Source organism: Shewanella sp. KJ2020 (assembly GCF_024197625.1).
In the GTDB taxonomy this organism is placed as follows: Bacteria; Pseudomonadota; Gammaproteobacteria; order Enterobacterales; family Shewanellaceae; genus Shewanella.
Window position 1 is genome coordinate 75,677 of the sequence record NZ_JAKUKD010000021.1, and the last position, 16,263, is coordinate 91,939.

Annotated in this window: 13 protein-coding genes and 1 rRNA gene; 10 read left to right on the forward strand and 4 right to left on the reverse strand. The window is 43.1% G+C overall.

Annotated features, from left to right (window positions below; genetic code table 11):
- Positions 1-24: 24 nt before the first annotated feature.
- Genes MJO46_RS12865 through MJO46_RS12890 form a run of 6 tightly spaced genes read left to right on the forward strand, consistent with a single transcriptional unit; the run spans position 25 to position 8,682 of the window.
- On the forward strand, positions 25-855 hold the full coding sequence (locus MJO46_RS12865) for a TnsA endonuclease C-terminal domain-containing protein (protein WP_253989629.1): 831 nt from the start codon (positions 25-27) through the stop codon (positions 853-855).
- A complete protein-coding gene (locus tag MJO46_RS12870) occupies positions 839-2,920 on the forward strand; it encodes a transposase family protein (protein WP_253989630.1) in 2,082 nt (693 codons plus the stop codon). The genes MJO46_RS12865 and MJO46_RS12870 overlap by 17 nt, the downstream gene beginning before the upstream one ends.
- Positions 2,920-4,578: an AAA family ATPase gene (locus MJO46_RS12875; protein ID WP_253989631.1), complete on the forward strand. Its 1,659-nt coding sequence runs from the start codon at positions 2,920-2,922 to the stop codon at positions 4,576-4,578. Before MJO46_RS12870 ends, MJO46_RS12875 begins: the two co-directional genes overlap by 1 nt.
- A 1-nt stretch (position 4,579) precedes the next feature.
- On the forward strand, positions 4,580-6,088 hold the full coding sequence (locus MJO46_RS12880) for a TnsD family Tn7-like transposition protein (RefSeq protein ID WP_253989632.1): 1,509 nt from the start codon (positions 4,580-4,582) through the stop codon (positions 6,086-6,088).
- Complete coding sequence (locus MJO46_RS12885; protein WP_253989633.1) at positions 6,085-7,683, forward strand: Tn7-like element transposition protein TnsE; 1,599 nt, start codon at positions 6,085-6,087, stop codon at positions 7,681-7,683. The genes MJO46_RS12880 and MJO46_RS12885 overlap by 4 nt, the downstream gene beginning before the upstream one ends.
- A gap of 42 nt (positions 7,684-7,725) precedes the next feature.
- Positions 7,726-8,682, forward strand: a complete 957-nt coding sequence (locus MJO46_RS12890) for a beta family protein (RefSeq protein ID WP_253989634.1) — start codon at positions 7,726-7,728, stop codon at positions 8,680-8,682.
- Between the two features lie 36 nt (positions 8,683-8,718).
- Here MJO46_RS12890 and MJO46_RS12895 read toward each other — a convergent pair whose 3' ends face one another.
- Positions 8,719-9,315, reverse strand: coding sequence for a sce7726 family protein (locus MJO46_RS12895; protein ID WP_253989635.1), 597 nt, complete (start codon positions 9,313-9,315; stop codon positions 8,719-8,721).
- A gap of 432 nt (positions 9,316-9,747) precedes the next feature.
- Between MJO46_RS12895 and MJO46_RS12900 the strand changes: the two genes are divergently transcribed.
- Together MJO46_RS12900 and MJO46_RS12905 are read left to right on the forward strand one after the other, a co-directional pair.
- Entirely contained in the window at positions 9,748-10,746 is a 999-nt protein-coding gene (locus MJO46_RS12900) for an ImmA/IrrE family metallo-endopeptidase (protein WP_253989636.1), read from the forward strand.
- Between the two features lie 15 nt (positions 10,747-10,761).
- Positions 10,762-11,418: a hypothetical protein gene (locus tag MJO46_RS12905; RefSeq protein WP_253989637.1), complete on the forward strand. Its 657-nt coding sequence runs from the start codon at positions 10,762-10,764 to the stop codon at positions 11,416-11,418.
- A gap of 764 nt (positions 11,419-12,182) precedes the next feature.
- On the opposite strand, the gene MJO46_RS12910 is transcribed toward MJO46_RS12905, so the two are convergent.
- From MJO46_RS12910 to MJO46_RS12920, 3 genes are all read right to left on the reverse strand, one after another.
- A complete protein-coding gene (locus tag MJO46_RS12910) occupies positions 12,183-12,386 on the reverse strand; it encodes a DUF2061 domain-containing protein (protein ID WP_253989638.1) in 204 nt (67 codons plus the stop codon).
- A 183-nt stretch (positions 12,387-12,569) separates the two neighbouring features.
- The gene (locus MJO46_RS12915; protein ID WP_007652282.1) at positions 12,570-13,472 is read right to left on the reverse strand and encodes a 1,4-dihydroxy-2-naphthoyl-CoA synthase; all 903 of its coding nucleotides are present in this window, start codon (positions 13,470-13,472) and stop codon (positions 12,570-12,572) included.
- 120 nt (positions 13,473-13,592) lie between these two features.
- A complete protein-coding gene (locus MJO46_RS12920) occupies positions 13,593-13,943 on the reverse strand; it encodes a hypothetical protein (RefSeq protein ID WP_253989639.1) in 351 nt (116 codons plus the stop codon).
- Between the two features lie 91 nt (positions 13,944-14,034).
- Here MJO46_RS12920 and ccoG point away from each other — a divergent pair, with 91 nt between their 5' ends.
- Positions 14,035-15,462 (forward strand): cytochrome c oxidase accessory protein CcoG, encoded by a 1,428-nt coding sequence (gene ccoG, locus MJO46_RS12925; RefSeq protein ID WP_253989640.1) that lies wholly within the window; start codon positions 14,035-14,037, stop codon positions 15,460-15,462.
- 585 nt (positions 15,463-16,047) lie between these two features.
- Positions 16,048-16,263: ribosomal RNA gene (locus MJO46_RS12930) — 16S ribosomal RNA — on the forward strand; the annotation flags it as partial.

Below are 16,263 nucleotides of genomic sequence, written 5' to 3' on the forward strand. Positions count from 1 at the left end.
ACGAGCTAATATCGGTGGTTTTTTATGGCTTCACGATTAAAGGGCTGCTCAGAGCAGCAATTTGCCAAATGGATAAAGGAAGGTCGAGGGAGTGGCCTGCATGCAGACTACAAACCTTGGTTAACCGTTAGGGATTTTCCATCTTTAGGGCGTGTTCATCGTGTATTTGGCCACAAATCGCAAAGAACCCATCACCTTTTTTCTGATATAGAACTTTCGGTATTCCTTATGCTGGAGTGGCACTGTGAAGTCACTCAGATCCGCGAGCAATTTCCACTTGAGCGTGATATCACTCGCCGACTTGCTGGCAGCGCAGGGATAAAACATCCAAACATCGCGGGTATCGATCAGTACATGTCGTCGGATTTTTTGGTCGATTCTACCGATGAGGAAGAACCAAGGTTTGTATTGCAGGCAAAGCATTCCTCGGCTTTGAGCGATGTGAGAACTGTCGAAAAAGTTGAACTTGAGCGTCTCTATTGGCAGGAGAAAACCTTGCCTTGGTATCTGATCACAGAACAAGATGTGCCTGATGTGGTGACTAGAAACATCAAATGGCTCTATTCGGCACAAAGGGAAGAAGCAGAGGACGCTGAGCTGGCACTGCAGCAGATCGAATTCTATGCCCATCATTTCAAAAAGAACCCTAATAAGACAGTACTCGCCTTGTGCAAGGAATTGGATGCGGCCTATGACCTGCCGCTTGGCGAATCGCTTTACGAAGTAAGGTGCTTGCTGGCCAAGCGCTATTTCTCCTTCGATATCTTCATTCCAACAACCAAACTCAAGGCGTGTGATTTGAATGCTGGAGAGCTAGGTTTTATCAGGGAGACATACCTTGTTTCGAATCAATGAGGTTCTTAAGTTTGGTGAGCATAGATATCGAGTTCTGCAACAACTCGGCGAGTATTTGGTATGGATAGATATCGATGACGCAACTGCTTTTCCTGAATTAATATTGACGAGCGAACTGACAAAGGCAATTGATCAGGAAAATCTTGAACGTACAAATGATCCGTATAAAAAACTTTCCTTTGAAACACCTATTGAAGGTAGTGTTGCTAGAACCAAGCGCGATACAAACTACGCATTAATTAAACCACTACTTGCTCTACCGGACTTTTATAGGCCTCAAAGCCGCGGAGCGGTTATTAAAGGCATTCTTGCTGAGCATGGTTCAACTAAACAGACGCTATATCGGCTGGCTCGTCGTTACTGGCAGCGTGGGCAGACGCCGAACGCTCTATTACCTGATTATAAAAATTCCGGTGGCAAGGGTAAACGACGGTTGGCCAAGGATAAAAAGCTTGGGCGTCCGCGTAAATATGAGCCAGGAACTGGGGCTAAAATTGATGAATTTATTGAACGTCTTTTTCGTATCGCTATTGACCGCTATCTCCTAAAAGATAAGGGGCATTCGTTCCCTTATGCTCATCGTCGTTTCGAGACTCTGTATTTAAATTATTTTCCTGATACGCCTCAAGAAGAATTGCCCAGTAACTGGCAGATGATGCACTTCTACAAGCGCGAGTATTCTCAACCTGAAAATCTAAGAAAGCGTGTGTCGAACGTTGAATATAATAAAGATATTAGGCCCCTTCATAGTACTGCCAATACTCAAGTGCTTGGACCAGGATCTCGTTACGAGATAGATGCCACCATAGCTGATCTTTACCTTGTATCAGATAGTGAGAGGGCAAACATAGTCGGCCGTCCCGTTGTTTATATGGTTATTGATGTGTTTAGTCGCATGATTGTTGGTTTCTATATTGGTTTTGAAAATGCCTCCTATGCTGCAGCTATGCAGGCTTTGTTTATGGCTGCTACCGATAAAACGTCGTACTGCAAAGCATTAGGTTTTGATATTGAATCGGAGGATTGGCCTAGTGTAGGCCTACCAGATGCCATTCTAGCTGATAGAGGTGAGCTACTGGGTCATCAGATTGAGAATTTAGAGAGTAATTTTGCAGTCAGAATAGAAAATACGCCGCCCTACCGAGGTGATGCAAAAGGTATTGTTGAACGTAATTTCAAAACTATTCAGGCTTCCTTTGGTCCGTTTGTGCCAGGTTATGTCTCGGGTACTATGGTAAAAAAACGCGGTGGAAACGACTATCGGCTAGACGCGAAGCTAACAGTAAAAGAGTTTTCTCAGATCATTATCTCATCAGTGCTTTATCATAATCAGTACGCAGTACTTGAAAAGTATGACAGAGATTCAGATATGCCGACTGATCTGCCTACAACCCCTATTCACTTGTGGAACTGGGGTTTACAGCACCGAACAGGACGCTTGCACCAAGCTGATGAAGATGCGCTTCGTATCGCCCTTTTGCCAAGAAAAACGGCCACTTTGTCTGAGTTGGGAGTTTGTTTATTCGGTATTTACTATACGTCTTCTGAATTGCTGCAATTGGGTTGGACGCATAGAGGGAAGGATGTGAAGCGTCCAGCCAATATGGAAGCGGCTTACGATCCACTTGTTGCAGATAGAATTTACCTTTTTCCGGAAAAGGGTAATAACAAGTATTGGGTATGTAACTTGGCTGACCGATCAAGAGAGTTTCAAGGCGCCTCGTTTTGGGATGTCTGGCAACTTCGTGATGAGCAGAAAATGACGACTGGGCAAGCTCGTGTGCAGTCGAAGGCAAAGAAACGGCAACATGAGCAATTTGTCATCGATAAGATAGCTCAAGCGGAAAAGACTGCACCTGATACTTCGGGGATCTCCAATGCAGAGCGGATACGTTCTATCAACGAGAATAAGCGGGAAGAAAAGGCTAGGGAGAGAACTGAGAAGGCGCACAATCCCGTTACAAAGGATAATAGAAAACCTGGTAAGGTGATCCACCTTGTAAACCCTGAGCCGGACTTGGATTATCCCGATTATATCGATGAACTGTTTGGGGAGGATGACTGATGTCATTACCAGATAACTTTGTCGATGCCGTTTACATCGATCCTGGTCTCGAACGCTATCGCGGTAATCCGCTGATTGAGGCTCTGCCGCCTATAATGGATTTACAAGACCTCAAGGTCAAGCTAACAGGTAAGGTGGAGTTCAACCCTAAGGACTGTTATGTAAAAGGGCATATTCGTGCCCATCAGATCAGCGCGCTGCTCGACGATTTTTTCCAGCCCTTGTCCATTCACAAGCAGTTAGAGGAGAAGATATCGGTCATGATCCGCGGTGGTTATGTGGGGCGTAATATAGCGGACGGTTCCCTGAATCAGAAGATGCAGGAAGGCTACCAAAGGATTATGTCAGGAGCTACGAACGATTTTCGTTTTACGCAATCGAACTCGACGGCAAAGAGCATGTCATTGATTGGCTGTTCTGGTAGCGGCAAGAGTTCGACCATTAATCGTATTCTCGCGACTTATCCGCAAGTCATTTATCATCAAAAATATAACTTCATTCAGATGCCCTATCTGAGAATCGAATGCCCGTCCGACGGTTCGCTGAAGAGCTTATGCCTGAACTTCTTCCGCGAGGTCGACCGCACGCTTCATACAGGCTACGAGGACAAGTACGCACGCAAGCGCCACAGTACCGAAGTGCTGCTTTCCCTGATGGGACAGGTGGCGACGCAGCGGGCGATCGGCGTATTGGTCATCGACGAAATCCAACGGCTAACGCTGAAGCGTTCGATAAGCAAGGAAGCCATGCTGGAATTCTTCGTTGCCCTGGTAAACGTAGTTGGCGTTCCCGTGGTGATGGTCGGCACGCCCAAGGCCAGGCCCATATTCGAAATGGAACTTCAGGCGGGCAGACGCAGCGCCGGGTTCGGTTCGCTGTTCTGGGAGCCTATGCAACAAGGTTTAGTTAAAGCGGATCCTAAGACGGGAAAATCGAGAAGAACCGAATGGCAGGCATTTACTGACAAGCTTTGGCAATACCAGTGGTTGAGCAATCGTGATGAGGTGTTGAGTGACGAAATTCGCGATTGTTGGTTTGATTTGTCGCAGGGTGTAATAGATATAGTCGTGAAAATATTCGTGCTTGCACAGATGCGAGCTATTTCTACGGGGTTGGAGCGGATCACCACTAAATTGTTGCGGACCGTATATGAGCAAGAGTTAAAGCCAGTACATCCCATGTTGGACGCTTTACGTAGAGATGATCCTCAGCTTATCGTTAAATATTCGGATTTACAGTTACCAGGGATTGATAAGCGCCTTATTGAGCTAAGGAGACTAATTGAAGAGCGGCAGGGCGAAAAAGAAAATGAAGCGGCCTTTGCCGGTGATGAGAAAGCTATGCGGCTGTATACCATGTTACAGGCTATGGGATGCGACTCAGCATTGTTGCAGCCACTGATTGTTAATGCTTTCAAGCAGCATCCCAATTTGTCTCTTCCTGAGCTAAGCCGAATTATTTTGGACTGGTATTCGAAGCCTTCCGAACCTCCTAAAAAGGTCAAAACTCAGACTATTAAACCCTCGGATTGGCATACGCTGGATTCCGAAGATTTGAGGTTCAAATTCTCTCAAGCAGACAAAGGACGGCTTTACGAAGAGTTGAAATACGGTAAAGAATTGTTCGACGTGCCTAAGTGGCTGAAGAAAGTAGGCTGATATGTTGGGATTTCCCCTGCCTTATCGCGATGAACTGCTGTACAGCACTATTGCGAGGCATGGGATCCACTGTGGTATAGCTTCGCCGAAGGAGCTGTTATTTGAAATATTCGGTGATACTAAGATCATTGCTTCGTCAGATTTGCCATCGCACTTACAACATATAGCAGCATTCTATCCTGAAGAGCTTGAGATTACACCGCTCGATTTGCTCTATCGAAATACTCTTTTTCCTTTGTATGCACCTTTCGTAGGCGAAATAAAACGGATAGCTCTAGTTAAGGAGCTTACGGCAAACAGTAAAAGTTCTGTTCATCTCTCGGTCGGGGCGGCAGCTTCGCGTATAAGACAGCCTAAATACCTAAGATATTGTCCAGCCTGTATGCTCGAGCAGTTAAGCAAACATGGAGAATGCTATTGGCGGCGCGATTGGCAGGTTGCTGGTTCCGAAAGTTGCCTTGTTCATGGCAAGCTCATCAATTCACAAATATTTCGCCACGATGTGCATAGGCATGAGTTTTTAGCCGCTGATTTGACTATTTGCCCTCAGGTTGAACAGCTTCAAGGTGAATGGCAATACAACTTGCTTGCTGAAAGTATTAATGACTTATTGAACCTAGGTGTAGTACTTGCACCAGAGTTCTCTCAATGGAGTCTTTGGTACGCCAATCTAGCAGCCAACCACTTATTCACTCGTGGCTCTTTTATACGTCATGACCTTATCCGTGACAAAGTCCTTAGATTTTGGGGCGCAAACTGGCTTTCCCGATACGGGCTAATGCCAAATGACGACGAAGCTAATTGGCTTAAAAGTATATTTCGTAAGCATCGTAAGGCTTTTAGCTACTTAGAGCATTTAGTTGTTCTTCATGCCTTCTTAGAACCCAGATGGAAGCTGGCAAGTGTCATCGATACTGTTATGCGGCTCAAGCCAGATAAGAAAAAATCGAGCAAGATACTTGGTGGAACAGATAAACATTTACTGAATGAATGTCGTAATCGATGGCGGAAAGTCATAGAAATACAAGGAACCAAGCAAGCACGTCTCAATGGTTTTGATGATCTTTACGCTTGGCTTTATCGTCGTGACAGAGATTGGTTACTCAAAACAAATCAGTTTAATAAAATGCCGCAACCAAAACATAAAGCAAAGGTTGACTGGCAGAAACGAGATCGAGATACAGTTAAAAAGCTGATACGCATTCGTGAATTGAGCGAGCTATTGCAGGATATGCCCAGACGTTCGATAAGCAGGTATCTAAACCAGCTTGATCATAAAGCTAGTATTGAAAAACACTTGAAATTACTTCCGTTGTGCAGATTGTTTTTTGATCGTTATTGTGAAAATATCTTTGAATATCAAATAAGAAGAATAACCGGAACAGTTATATCTCTTATGTTGGATGACGAGCCGCTCAAACGCTGGCAAGTTTTGAGAAAATCAGGACTTAGCGAAGAACGCCTCACTGAACAAGCAAGCCTATTTCTAAAGGAAATTATTGGGATTTGAACGGTACTACACATCTTAAGGGATTTAAAGACGATACTTGGATCAATGGTATAGGTGATCTATTCCGTAAAAAGGATAGTAAACAATGGGGAATTAACCTCAGTATTTATCCAAGTAAAGATAACGGCCCTGATGCAATTATCCTTTCTAATGCACCTATCCTTATACGTAAGCACATAATCAATCCGACCAAAGACTATTATCGTAAAGATTTTGAAAAGACGATTAAAATCTCTACAACCAGTAATTGGCAAGTTGATAAGCTCGAAAATTGTCCTGCTCTTGAAAGACGATTACCCAAGGAATTAGGTCAATACTGTTTTGTGTTTCAACTGATTGACGGAACTAGGGTGTACCTACCTCAATTTGAGTTGGCGCGAGCACTATTCTTCCATAATGCCTATTTAGCCCGTTCTTCGGTGGTTCACGATCTATTGAGTAATGAGTTTTCCCTTGAGCAAGATGGTGATAAGACCATCATCAATGTACTGGAAACCTTTTCTGGAAACTGGGAGTTATTCAATGATTATGGTTATCGTCGATTAATCGCTTGGTTGCTGATGGACAAAGATGCTAGGCCTTCATATGAGAGTATCGGCAATTACCAATTGAACGATGGATACGATGTGGGGCAATACCGGCGTTGGGCCTTTAGGTTTGACCCTCCTGCGCTAAAAGGAGCTAAGTTGAAACTGAAGGGGCATTTTGATCTCAAGACTAATACCCTGTTTGTCTATGAAATATCCAGCATTTTAAATATACCTACCGATCTGCCGGAACATATCGAATTTTTCAGCCCCAAATTTTATTCCCAAGTAAACGGACAGGGCCGAGCAGCCAGAACAGGAGCTGATCGCCCACCTAATCATGATATCGACGAAACCGCAGAGGGAAGTCGTGATAATAAGCCGGTCATGATAAGTGAAAATACTACGGAGTTTGAGTTTGACCGAGCAGTGCAAACATCTAAGGTCAGTAAGAAAAGAAAGTCTGTGGGACGCGGTAAAAAAGACGCGGAGGAACCAAGTGAAGCTTCTAGCGATGTCAGTACTGAAGAGCAGGGGCCAAACGGTGATCTACCGAGTGCTGAATGGGATAATTTGAACGAGCAAACGGACGATGCTCATCTGTATTTAGACAAATTTACTAGCTACTTTGCGATGTTGGATCTCCTGGAGAAAAAGCATGGCTGTGAGGTCGTAAAATTCCCGCTCAGAAAGCTGCCCGCGATTGGCAAATGCAAGAGGCATATACTGGAAACCGACGGCAACCCGAGATGCATGTCGGTCGCCCACGTCACCGCCGGTTCTATCGGCTACTACCTGTTGGAGGTCGATACCTCGGATGCAAGCAAGGCCCTGTCGACCAGAGTGATCCGCGCCAGCGCAATTGGTGACATAGAGTCACACCTATATGAGATAGAAAAACAATTGCTAAAGGCTTCCTTGTCTTGGCCTAAGGAGCATTTAGACAAGCTTGTAGGGGCGGGAAACCACTCATGGATACCGCACCAGAAGTCGAAAAAAGGTGGATCATTGACTGGCGAAGATGTTGAAAAATGGGCGGTGCGTTTTTTCTGTAACATTATGAAATAAAATCATTTAATGTGTCATTTGAAATATGTAAAGGAGAAGGGAATGTATTATCCAAATTTACGATGGAAGCAAGGAGAAGTGAAGGCGTTAGAGAATGCGCCGGAGGATTGGGATGCTAGAATTTGCCCTATCTGGATTGTTGAAAACCCGCAAGATGGCCTAGTTGACTCTGTTTTGGGGATCGTATCACTTTGGCGTGGTGAGCAAATTTTGGACATGAGCAGGGTTGATATTGAAACTGTCGAAGATGAACTTTACGTTGCCGTATCATCTACCCAACTTCCGTTTGCAATTGCCCCAGAAAGCTTGAGCTTGTTAGGAGATGGCTTGCGTGCTTCTTTTGAAAATAAACCTTGTTTTCGAATTGCTTGCTCTCCTTCGCTCGAGGAGGTACTAGAACGTGGGCAACATGATGAAAACTTAGGATATATTGGTGAGTTTATTGGCAATCAAAACTTAAGAGTGATTTTGGATTTTGGCACAGTAGGCTCCCGCTATGTTTCTGATTCAGAGCGTTTGGCTGAAATTGTAGACATTTATATAAATGCCGGTGTCGCAGAGGTAATTGTTTCTGCCGGTAGCTTTCCAAAAACGCTGCAAGATGTTCAAGGTGTAGAACATATAATCAGGTTTGAAAAACAGTTGTACACTAGCTTGTCGGAGAACGTCTCTAAGCCTATCAGCTATAGTGATTATGCGACGTTAAGTTCGGAATGGAATCAATCTGAGATTATGAGAAGTAAGCATATCAATATTAGATATACGCATGATAATTATTGGGTTGTATTACGCCAGCCAGGTAAAGATAAGGCTGCGATATACGAACTGACGAAGCTGCTTGTCTTACAACGTGAGTTTAGAGGGGCAGAATTCTCTTGGGCCGATAATGTCTGGGCGCTAAGAGCTGAAGAACCACCGATGATAGGACCTGGTAATTCAACATTTCATGTTTCAGAATTTATCCATCACCATATTGCACAAGTGTTAGCATTTGGCTAAGTTGTATTGAGTTGCCAGGCAGATTGCCTGGCCCTCTTAGCAACTTAACTGTAATTCTTGGGCGAATTTACTATGAACGCTCGGTTTCCACGTTGCTTTTCGACTTGGTAAAGTATTCAAAATCCATTTTCTTAACGATGAAATAGTTGCAACCTCTTGAATTCTCGACTTTAGTTGTGAGTGAGATAGATTGCTTATGCCTGTTCCATGACCAATGGATGTAAGAAATTGTTTTGATTCATCATTAGTCAGTACGTCAACCATTCCTAAAACACTTACATTTGGATTTGACTTGGCTCTTCTGTGCGATCTTAACGAGCCGCTTTTGGTTACTTCTATTACTCCCCACCATTCGGGAATCATATTGAGGGCGGGAGATAAGTGTTTTGTAGCACACACAAGCGTGACTAAGTCGAATGACAGCTCGTACTGCCAACCTTGTGAGACTAGGCGCTTCAACGAGTCGTTGTGGCTTTTTATTTCAAAACATTCCAACTTGTTTGCGCAATAAACCATATCAGCCCTGATTACACCATTCTGTAAAGCTACTTCCTCAAGCAAATTTTCATTTACAAACGCTTTTCGCTTAGCAAGACGAGAGATTAGAAACTGTCTGATATCTGGATCGTTCATAACCAGTAATTTTCTATTTGACCTATCTACAGTATAACACTACCATAATTATGCGATTATGCAAATTTTTTGTGGTGTTTATGAGTATTAAGACTTTGCAAGATGACTTGAAAGACTTTTTCCTGAGGGAAGGGTGTACATCGTCCATAGCGATTGCTTCCTTGGTTGGTATGGAACAATCTACTGTTTACCGTAGCTTGTATAAAGACAGGCCTAAGCTTACTCGGGGGTTGGTTGAGCTATGCAATTATGCAAAATTAAATGCATATGATTACATGCAAAAAGATCCCGCTTCGAACCAACAGTTGATGAAAACTCTGAGTCTTGTATGGAATGGGACTGATGCGCATGCAAAGCAGTTAAGTAGGCTTTTATTAACGGCACATTCCTGTAAACTTAATGGAAGTCGGCTTTGAAACTTGAGGAGTATTGATGGAACAGTTTAAACCTCCTTCAAAAACAACAATATACAAAAAGATTAGAGAGTGTGGTGCGAGCAAGGCCATTCTGAAAAGGGTTTTGCCTGAATGGTGGAGCGATGATCTACTCCTAACAAATACAGGCCTTCTGCAGTTTTCTCTTTTGTTGAAAAATCGGCTTGGAATCCAAATGGATCTCGATCAATGCGGAGGTGTTAACTTTAGCACTTTGCCTGTTTCTCTTCAGTTCAAAAAACGTTCCACGACCGACTACGATAAGCTATCAGATTCTGCTTTACTAGTTCAGGCGATTGGGAAAACATTTATTAGAGTTCTTCGATACAACGAAGTCGAACAAGCACTTGATCATTTTTTTATTCAATTATTGCAATTAAAAGATATTGAGTTGAATAGTGTAGTTGAGCTTCTATGGGAAAATAATATACCTGTTTTATATTTAGATAATTTTCCCACATCATTTTCTCGTCCAGCAGGAACAATTGTACGCGATGGTGATTTATACACAATTGTTTTAAGTCATAAACACAAGAGCCCATCAACTCAGCTTTTTGTATTGCTACATGAAATCGGACACATGAGGTTTGGTCATCTTGATGGATCTGGTCTTATTACGGATGCGAGTGTGTCGGCACTCGGCGAATCGCTCAAAGAGGAAACAGATCTGCAAGAAATTGAGGCGGACACATTCGCATTAGATGTTTTAAGAAATGGTGTTGATATTCAAAAAATAATTAAAGGGATGAAGATCATGCAAAGGCCTGCTGAATTAGCTTTGTATGCTCAGAAGTTGAATAAGGAAATGAATGTTAATCCTGGGCACTTCACATTGAGTTATGGACGTGAAACACGGAATTGGCCCTTGGCTCATCAAGCTCTTAAATTTTTGGAGCAGGGAGATGCTCAAGGTATTTTCAAGAAACACTACCAAGGTGCTTTAGACAAATATGAACTCAAGAAAGATGATCTTGAATTATTAGAGCGCATGCAGTAGTTACAAGGTAATGAAATGTTTTTATATGTCGATAATGACGTAGTTATCAAACTTGCGGAATATGAGCTGCTGCTTTCTTTGTATGATATAGTTACTATGCTTGGTCATAATATACACGTACTTGAAAGCCTACCGTACGTTGTCGGTGTAAATAATCCCGATCGGGCTAATAAGATTTTTACTTCTGCATCGAGCTTAGAGCAAGTTCGACAGTTTTTGAGTATGGTGCAACCAGCCCGGATTATGCGGGCGTCTACGCTACAGATTATAAATTCAATAGATGAACCTAATTTAGACGAAGGGGAATTGACTCTAATTGGGTGCGCGATTGAATCAGCGGAACCAGGGTTTTGTTCTGGAGATAAAAGGGCAATTAGAGCAGTGAACAAGCTTGTTTCAACTCAAACACTGACATTTCACCATTGCATCATTATTATTTTAGAACATACGTTAAAAATATTAATTAACGCCATGGATATTGGCGATGTGTTTGAACGTATACTTCGAAAGCCCGATGTAGATAAAGCCGTTAAACTGTGCTTTCAAGGGGCAACGACTGATACGGTAGTGCATGTTATTTCTGCATTAGAAAGCTATATAAATGACCTTAAGAAAAAATGTCCTTCACTGACATTTTTAGAGTTAGACAGTTTTGGTTGTCGATATAATTAGGAAAGTAAAAAAGTGTACGGAAACTCAGTACTTATTGAGGTCGGTAAAGTTATCGCTCTTATACAATTTGCAGATAAATTGTTGAAGAGTGCGCTTCTATTAGTCTTTCCCTGAAATGAAATTAACTACTTTAGTTTTATGCTAGAAAATCAAAAGAAGTTGGATTGGCTACGCTTGGAAAGTTGATTAAAATGCTGAGATCTCGTGTAGCTTTCCATTGCAATTTTGAGCAAGTTCTCACTCTGTACTGATCTGATCGGAATGCGTTAATTCACAACTGGGATGAAATCGAAGATTGGGATGAAGAAGCTAGTGTATTCTCGTTTTCTATTCAGGTTCAAAAGCATGCTGCATACATAGCTTATGTGTTTCTTGGCTTTATGCAGTCTTGGATAGAGCTGGTAGGTTTTCCAGTGTTTGATGAAGAATCCCTAGGATTGAGCAGACTGTTTTCTGAAGTAGAAATCAAATGGAAGCTGTTAGTTTGTGGGCTGATAGAACAAATTAAAGACAATTGAGGTTTAATTTGGTGTGAAACTTTATTACTCAAAAAAGCCCTATTTTGAAGTTAGCTTTCGCTTCAGTATGATACTTTATTTTTTATATACTGATTTTTTAACCAAAAACTAAGGCATACGGAAGGTCTTGGTATGATACTTTATTCCTCTCCCACAACCGCCTTTATTGGCGGTTTTTTTATATAGAGTTTATGACAAAAACGACGACTAACTTACTGCAAAGTAGCATGCTGCTGGCTTAGCTTATTATGCTGGAATGGCTTCTAACTCGTGCTGCTTTTTTGCCTCAATGCGTTTCCATACTTTATCGTGGAAGTAAAACACCACAGTGTTAATGGCGGGTTCTACTAAGGCCACCGCGCCACCGACGAGCACACTGCCAGTTAATAAATAGGTTACGGTAAAAGCGACGCTAAAGTGTAATACGGCAAAAGTGAGTGTCTTAGTCATGATCTTGTCCTCTAAATGGGTTCCCAGCGGGAATATTTAGATGATAACAATTCTCATTAAAATTAAAAGCGGTGTTTTCAGATTAGTTTAAACGCTTTTATCTATTTATCCGTTGTAAAAAACATAAAGCCCTCACTCTGGAGGGCTTTGGGCATTTAAACGTAAATTAATACGATTCTAAAACTAGTAATGCCAAGGGAAGGCTGAAAAATCTTGATCGCGTTTTTCGAGGAAGGCATCGCGACCTTCCTGTGCTTCGGCGCTGGCATAGGCTAAACGCGTCGCTTCACCGGCGAATAATTGCTGACCGACCATACCGTCGTCGGTCATGTTAAAGCCGTATTTAAGCATACGCATGGCCGTAGGTGATTTAGAGTTAATCTCTTTGGCCCACATTAATGCCTCGGTTTCTAGCTCTGCATGGGGAACGGATTTATTGACCATTCCCATGGCAAAGGCTTCATCGGCGCTGTAGTTAAAACCACAGAAGAATATTTCGCGGGCACGTTTTTGGCCGATCATCTTGGCTAAATATGCGCTGCCATAACCTGAGTCGAAACTGGCGACATCAGGATCGGTCTGTTTAAATATGGCGTGTTCTTTCGAGGCTAAGGTCAAATCGCATACGACATGCAGACTATGGCCGCCGCCAACGGCCCAGCCAGGGACTACGGCGATGACGACTTTAGGCATAAAGCGGATCAGACGTTGTACTTCTAATATGTGTAGGCGTCCCATTCTGGCGAGATCGGCTTTACCTTCTTCGGCACCTTCGTATTTATAGCCGTCTTTGCCGCGGATACGTTGATCGCCACCGGAGGAAAAGGAATATTGACCTTTAGCCGAGGGGCCATTGCCTGTGAGTAATACACAACCTACATCGGACCATTGGCGTGCATGGTCGAGTGCAATGTAAAGCTCATCGACGGTTTTGGGCCTGAAGGCGTTAAGGCATTCGGGGCGATTGATGGCAATACGCACTGTGCCGTGGGCTTTGGCTCTGTGGTAGGTGATGTCGTCAAAATTAAATCCACTGACTTCATCCCATAAAGTGGGATCAAAAATATCTGATACTTGTTGGGTCATGGTACTCGGCCTATGTCTGTCGGGCCTCAAAGGCTAGGTGGAATCATATATAAGGTCAATCACCTAAGCACAAAGCTTAGTGTTATATGGCAAAATTCCCTTTTACCCCGAGGAAAGTGATTAGAGGTTATCGCAAATGTAAAGTCGATTGTCTCGGCTGAAAACTGGGTGTTCCGGTGATTTAGCGCCGCAATAGGTTTCTTTAAAGTCAGCTATGGCGTCTGGCGTTAACGGAAGTTTGTTAAATTCTTCAAGTTCAGGGGCGGATAGGCGCTCAAGGATATCTTTTCTGGCCTTTGCTAATTTTTGATCAATTTTAATAATGTTAGTGCCCGTCATAGAGTCGAGCTTGTTCTCTACTTTTTTGATTACCTCTTCAGTCTTGGCTATAGGTGCATCTAGTTTGTCTGTTTCTGTATATAAGTAATATAATGCACCACAAAGTAGCGCTAATATGATCCAACCTTTCATCTTTTAGTCCAACATAAGTGAATAACCATTAGTTATATGGGTATAATAAGCCAGTTTTCGTCCAATATTAAAGCAGTAAAAGGCTGTCACGATGAACGCAGAATCTAATAACAAGGACTATTCGAAAACCAATCGAATTAAGATTCACCAACCCGATGCGAGTAAAGCCGATCGCTTTAACCCTCGTAACCGGATTTATGTTCGAGCCATCGACGGATTGTGGAGCACTTTACGCCGCCGCATGGGGTGGGTCGCAATGTTGTTCTTTCTTATACTGCCTTGGATCCCATGGGGAAACCGACAAGCCGTATGGTTTAATTTAGGTGAACAGAAGTTTCACGTTTTTGGTTTAACTATCTGGCCGCAAGATCTCACCTTACTCGCAGCACTCTTTATGATAGCTGCTTTTGCCCTATTTTTTGTGACAACCTATCTTGGCCGTGTTTGGTGTGGTTACACATGCCCCCAAACAGTATGGACCTTTATGTTCATTTGGTTCGAGGAAAAACTCGAAGGTGCCCGCAATAAACGCATTAAGTTAGATCAAATGCCCTGGAGCTTCGATAAAATTTGGCGAAAAGCGGCAAAGCATACAGCATGGATTTTGCTCTCACTCCTCACGGCAATGACCTTTGTGTCGTATTTTGTGCCAAGTCGAGAAGTCTATATTGACGTCTTTACGCTTAATGCCTCTGGCGGTATCTACTTCTGGGTGGTGTTCTTTACCCTTGCCACTTACGGTAATGCGGGATGGATGCGTGAAATTATGTGCATCCATATGTGCCCCTATGCTCGTTTCCAAGCGGCAATGTTCGATAAAAACACCTATATTGTGGGCTATGACACTAAGCGTGGTGAGACTCGGGGCCCACGTTCCCGCAAAGCCGACCCGAAAGAAATGGGCTTAGGTGATTGTATTGATTGTGATCTCTGTGTTCAGGTATGCCCGACCGGAATCGATATTCGTAACGGTTTGCAGTATGAATGTATCAACTGCGGCGCTTGTATCGATGCCTGTGACCAAACCATGGAGCGTATGGGATATCCATTAGGCCTTATCAGTTACACCACAGAAAATAAACTCGAAGATGTTAAAGAGAAAGTACTCCGCCCCAAACTAGTAGGATACGGTGTGGTATTGGTCGCTATGATATTGGTCTTCATCTATGCCAGCGCGACGATAGCGCCAGTTCGGATGGATATTATTCGTGATCGTAACCAGCTATATAGAGAAAACAATCAAGGGATGATTGAAAATACCTTTACCTTGAAGATTCTTAATAAAACTGAAGAAGCCCATGAATACACTATGAGTGTCGAAGGCCTAAACAACTATAAGTGGTATGGCCCTACTTCAGTGACCATTGCAGGTGGCGAAGTTCTAACATTGCCAATCAGTGTTGGGGTTGATCCGGTAGAGCTTAGTCGCTCAGTGACAAACATTGAGATAAAAGTGAAAACCCATATAGATGGTGAAGAAATCGAAGTTGAGCAAGAATCACGTTTCTTCAGCCCATAATAAGCAGGATTTACTGATCTGCTAAGTGATAGCGAGTCACTGATGTGGGGGATTTAAGATGATAAAGGGGCTATTTAGCCCCTTTTTTATTCGTATTGTTTGATAAGTAAGCGTCTGAATCACAAATCGCAAGTTTCCAATAAAAAGCCCTTGCGGACTTTCTCAATCTCCCTATAATGCGCATCCACTGACACGGCAGACGGCGCTAAGCAGCCTGATGTGACAGTTCATCGATGAGTTTACTGATTGATGAGCGAAAAGAAAGTTTGCAAAAACTCCTTGACGCGAAACGGGAAATGCGTAAAATACGCAGCCCTAGCCAACTGGAAGCGTTCGGCGCTCAGTGTGGTACTCACCCTCTCTTACGAGGTTGAGTTGCTCTTTAACAAGATAAAACAAGAAATCTGTGTGGACACTCACAGGTGTTGAGTTAATCGAAACTGCTTAGCCTTAGGGTTGGCAGTCAAAGAATTAAATCAATGTAATAATGAGTGTTCATAGCAATATGTACAGTTTGTTTTGGTTTTTAAGCTGAAACAAAAAATCAGAATTCATTGAGCCGTTTCTTCGGAAACAAAAAAACTTTAATTGAAGAGTTTGATCATGGCTCAGATTGAACGCTGGCGGCAGGCCTAACACATGCAAGTCGAGCGGCAGCACAAGGGAGTTTACTTCTGAGGTGGCGAGCGGCGGACGGGTGAGTAATGCCTAGGGATCTGCCCAGTCGAGGGGGATAACAGTTGGAAACGACTGCTAATACCGCATACGCCCTACGGGGGAAAGAGGGGGACCTTCGGGCCT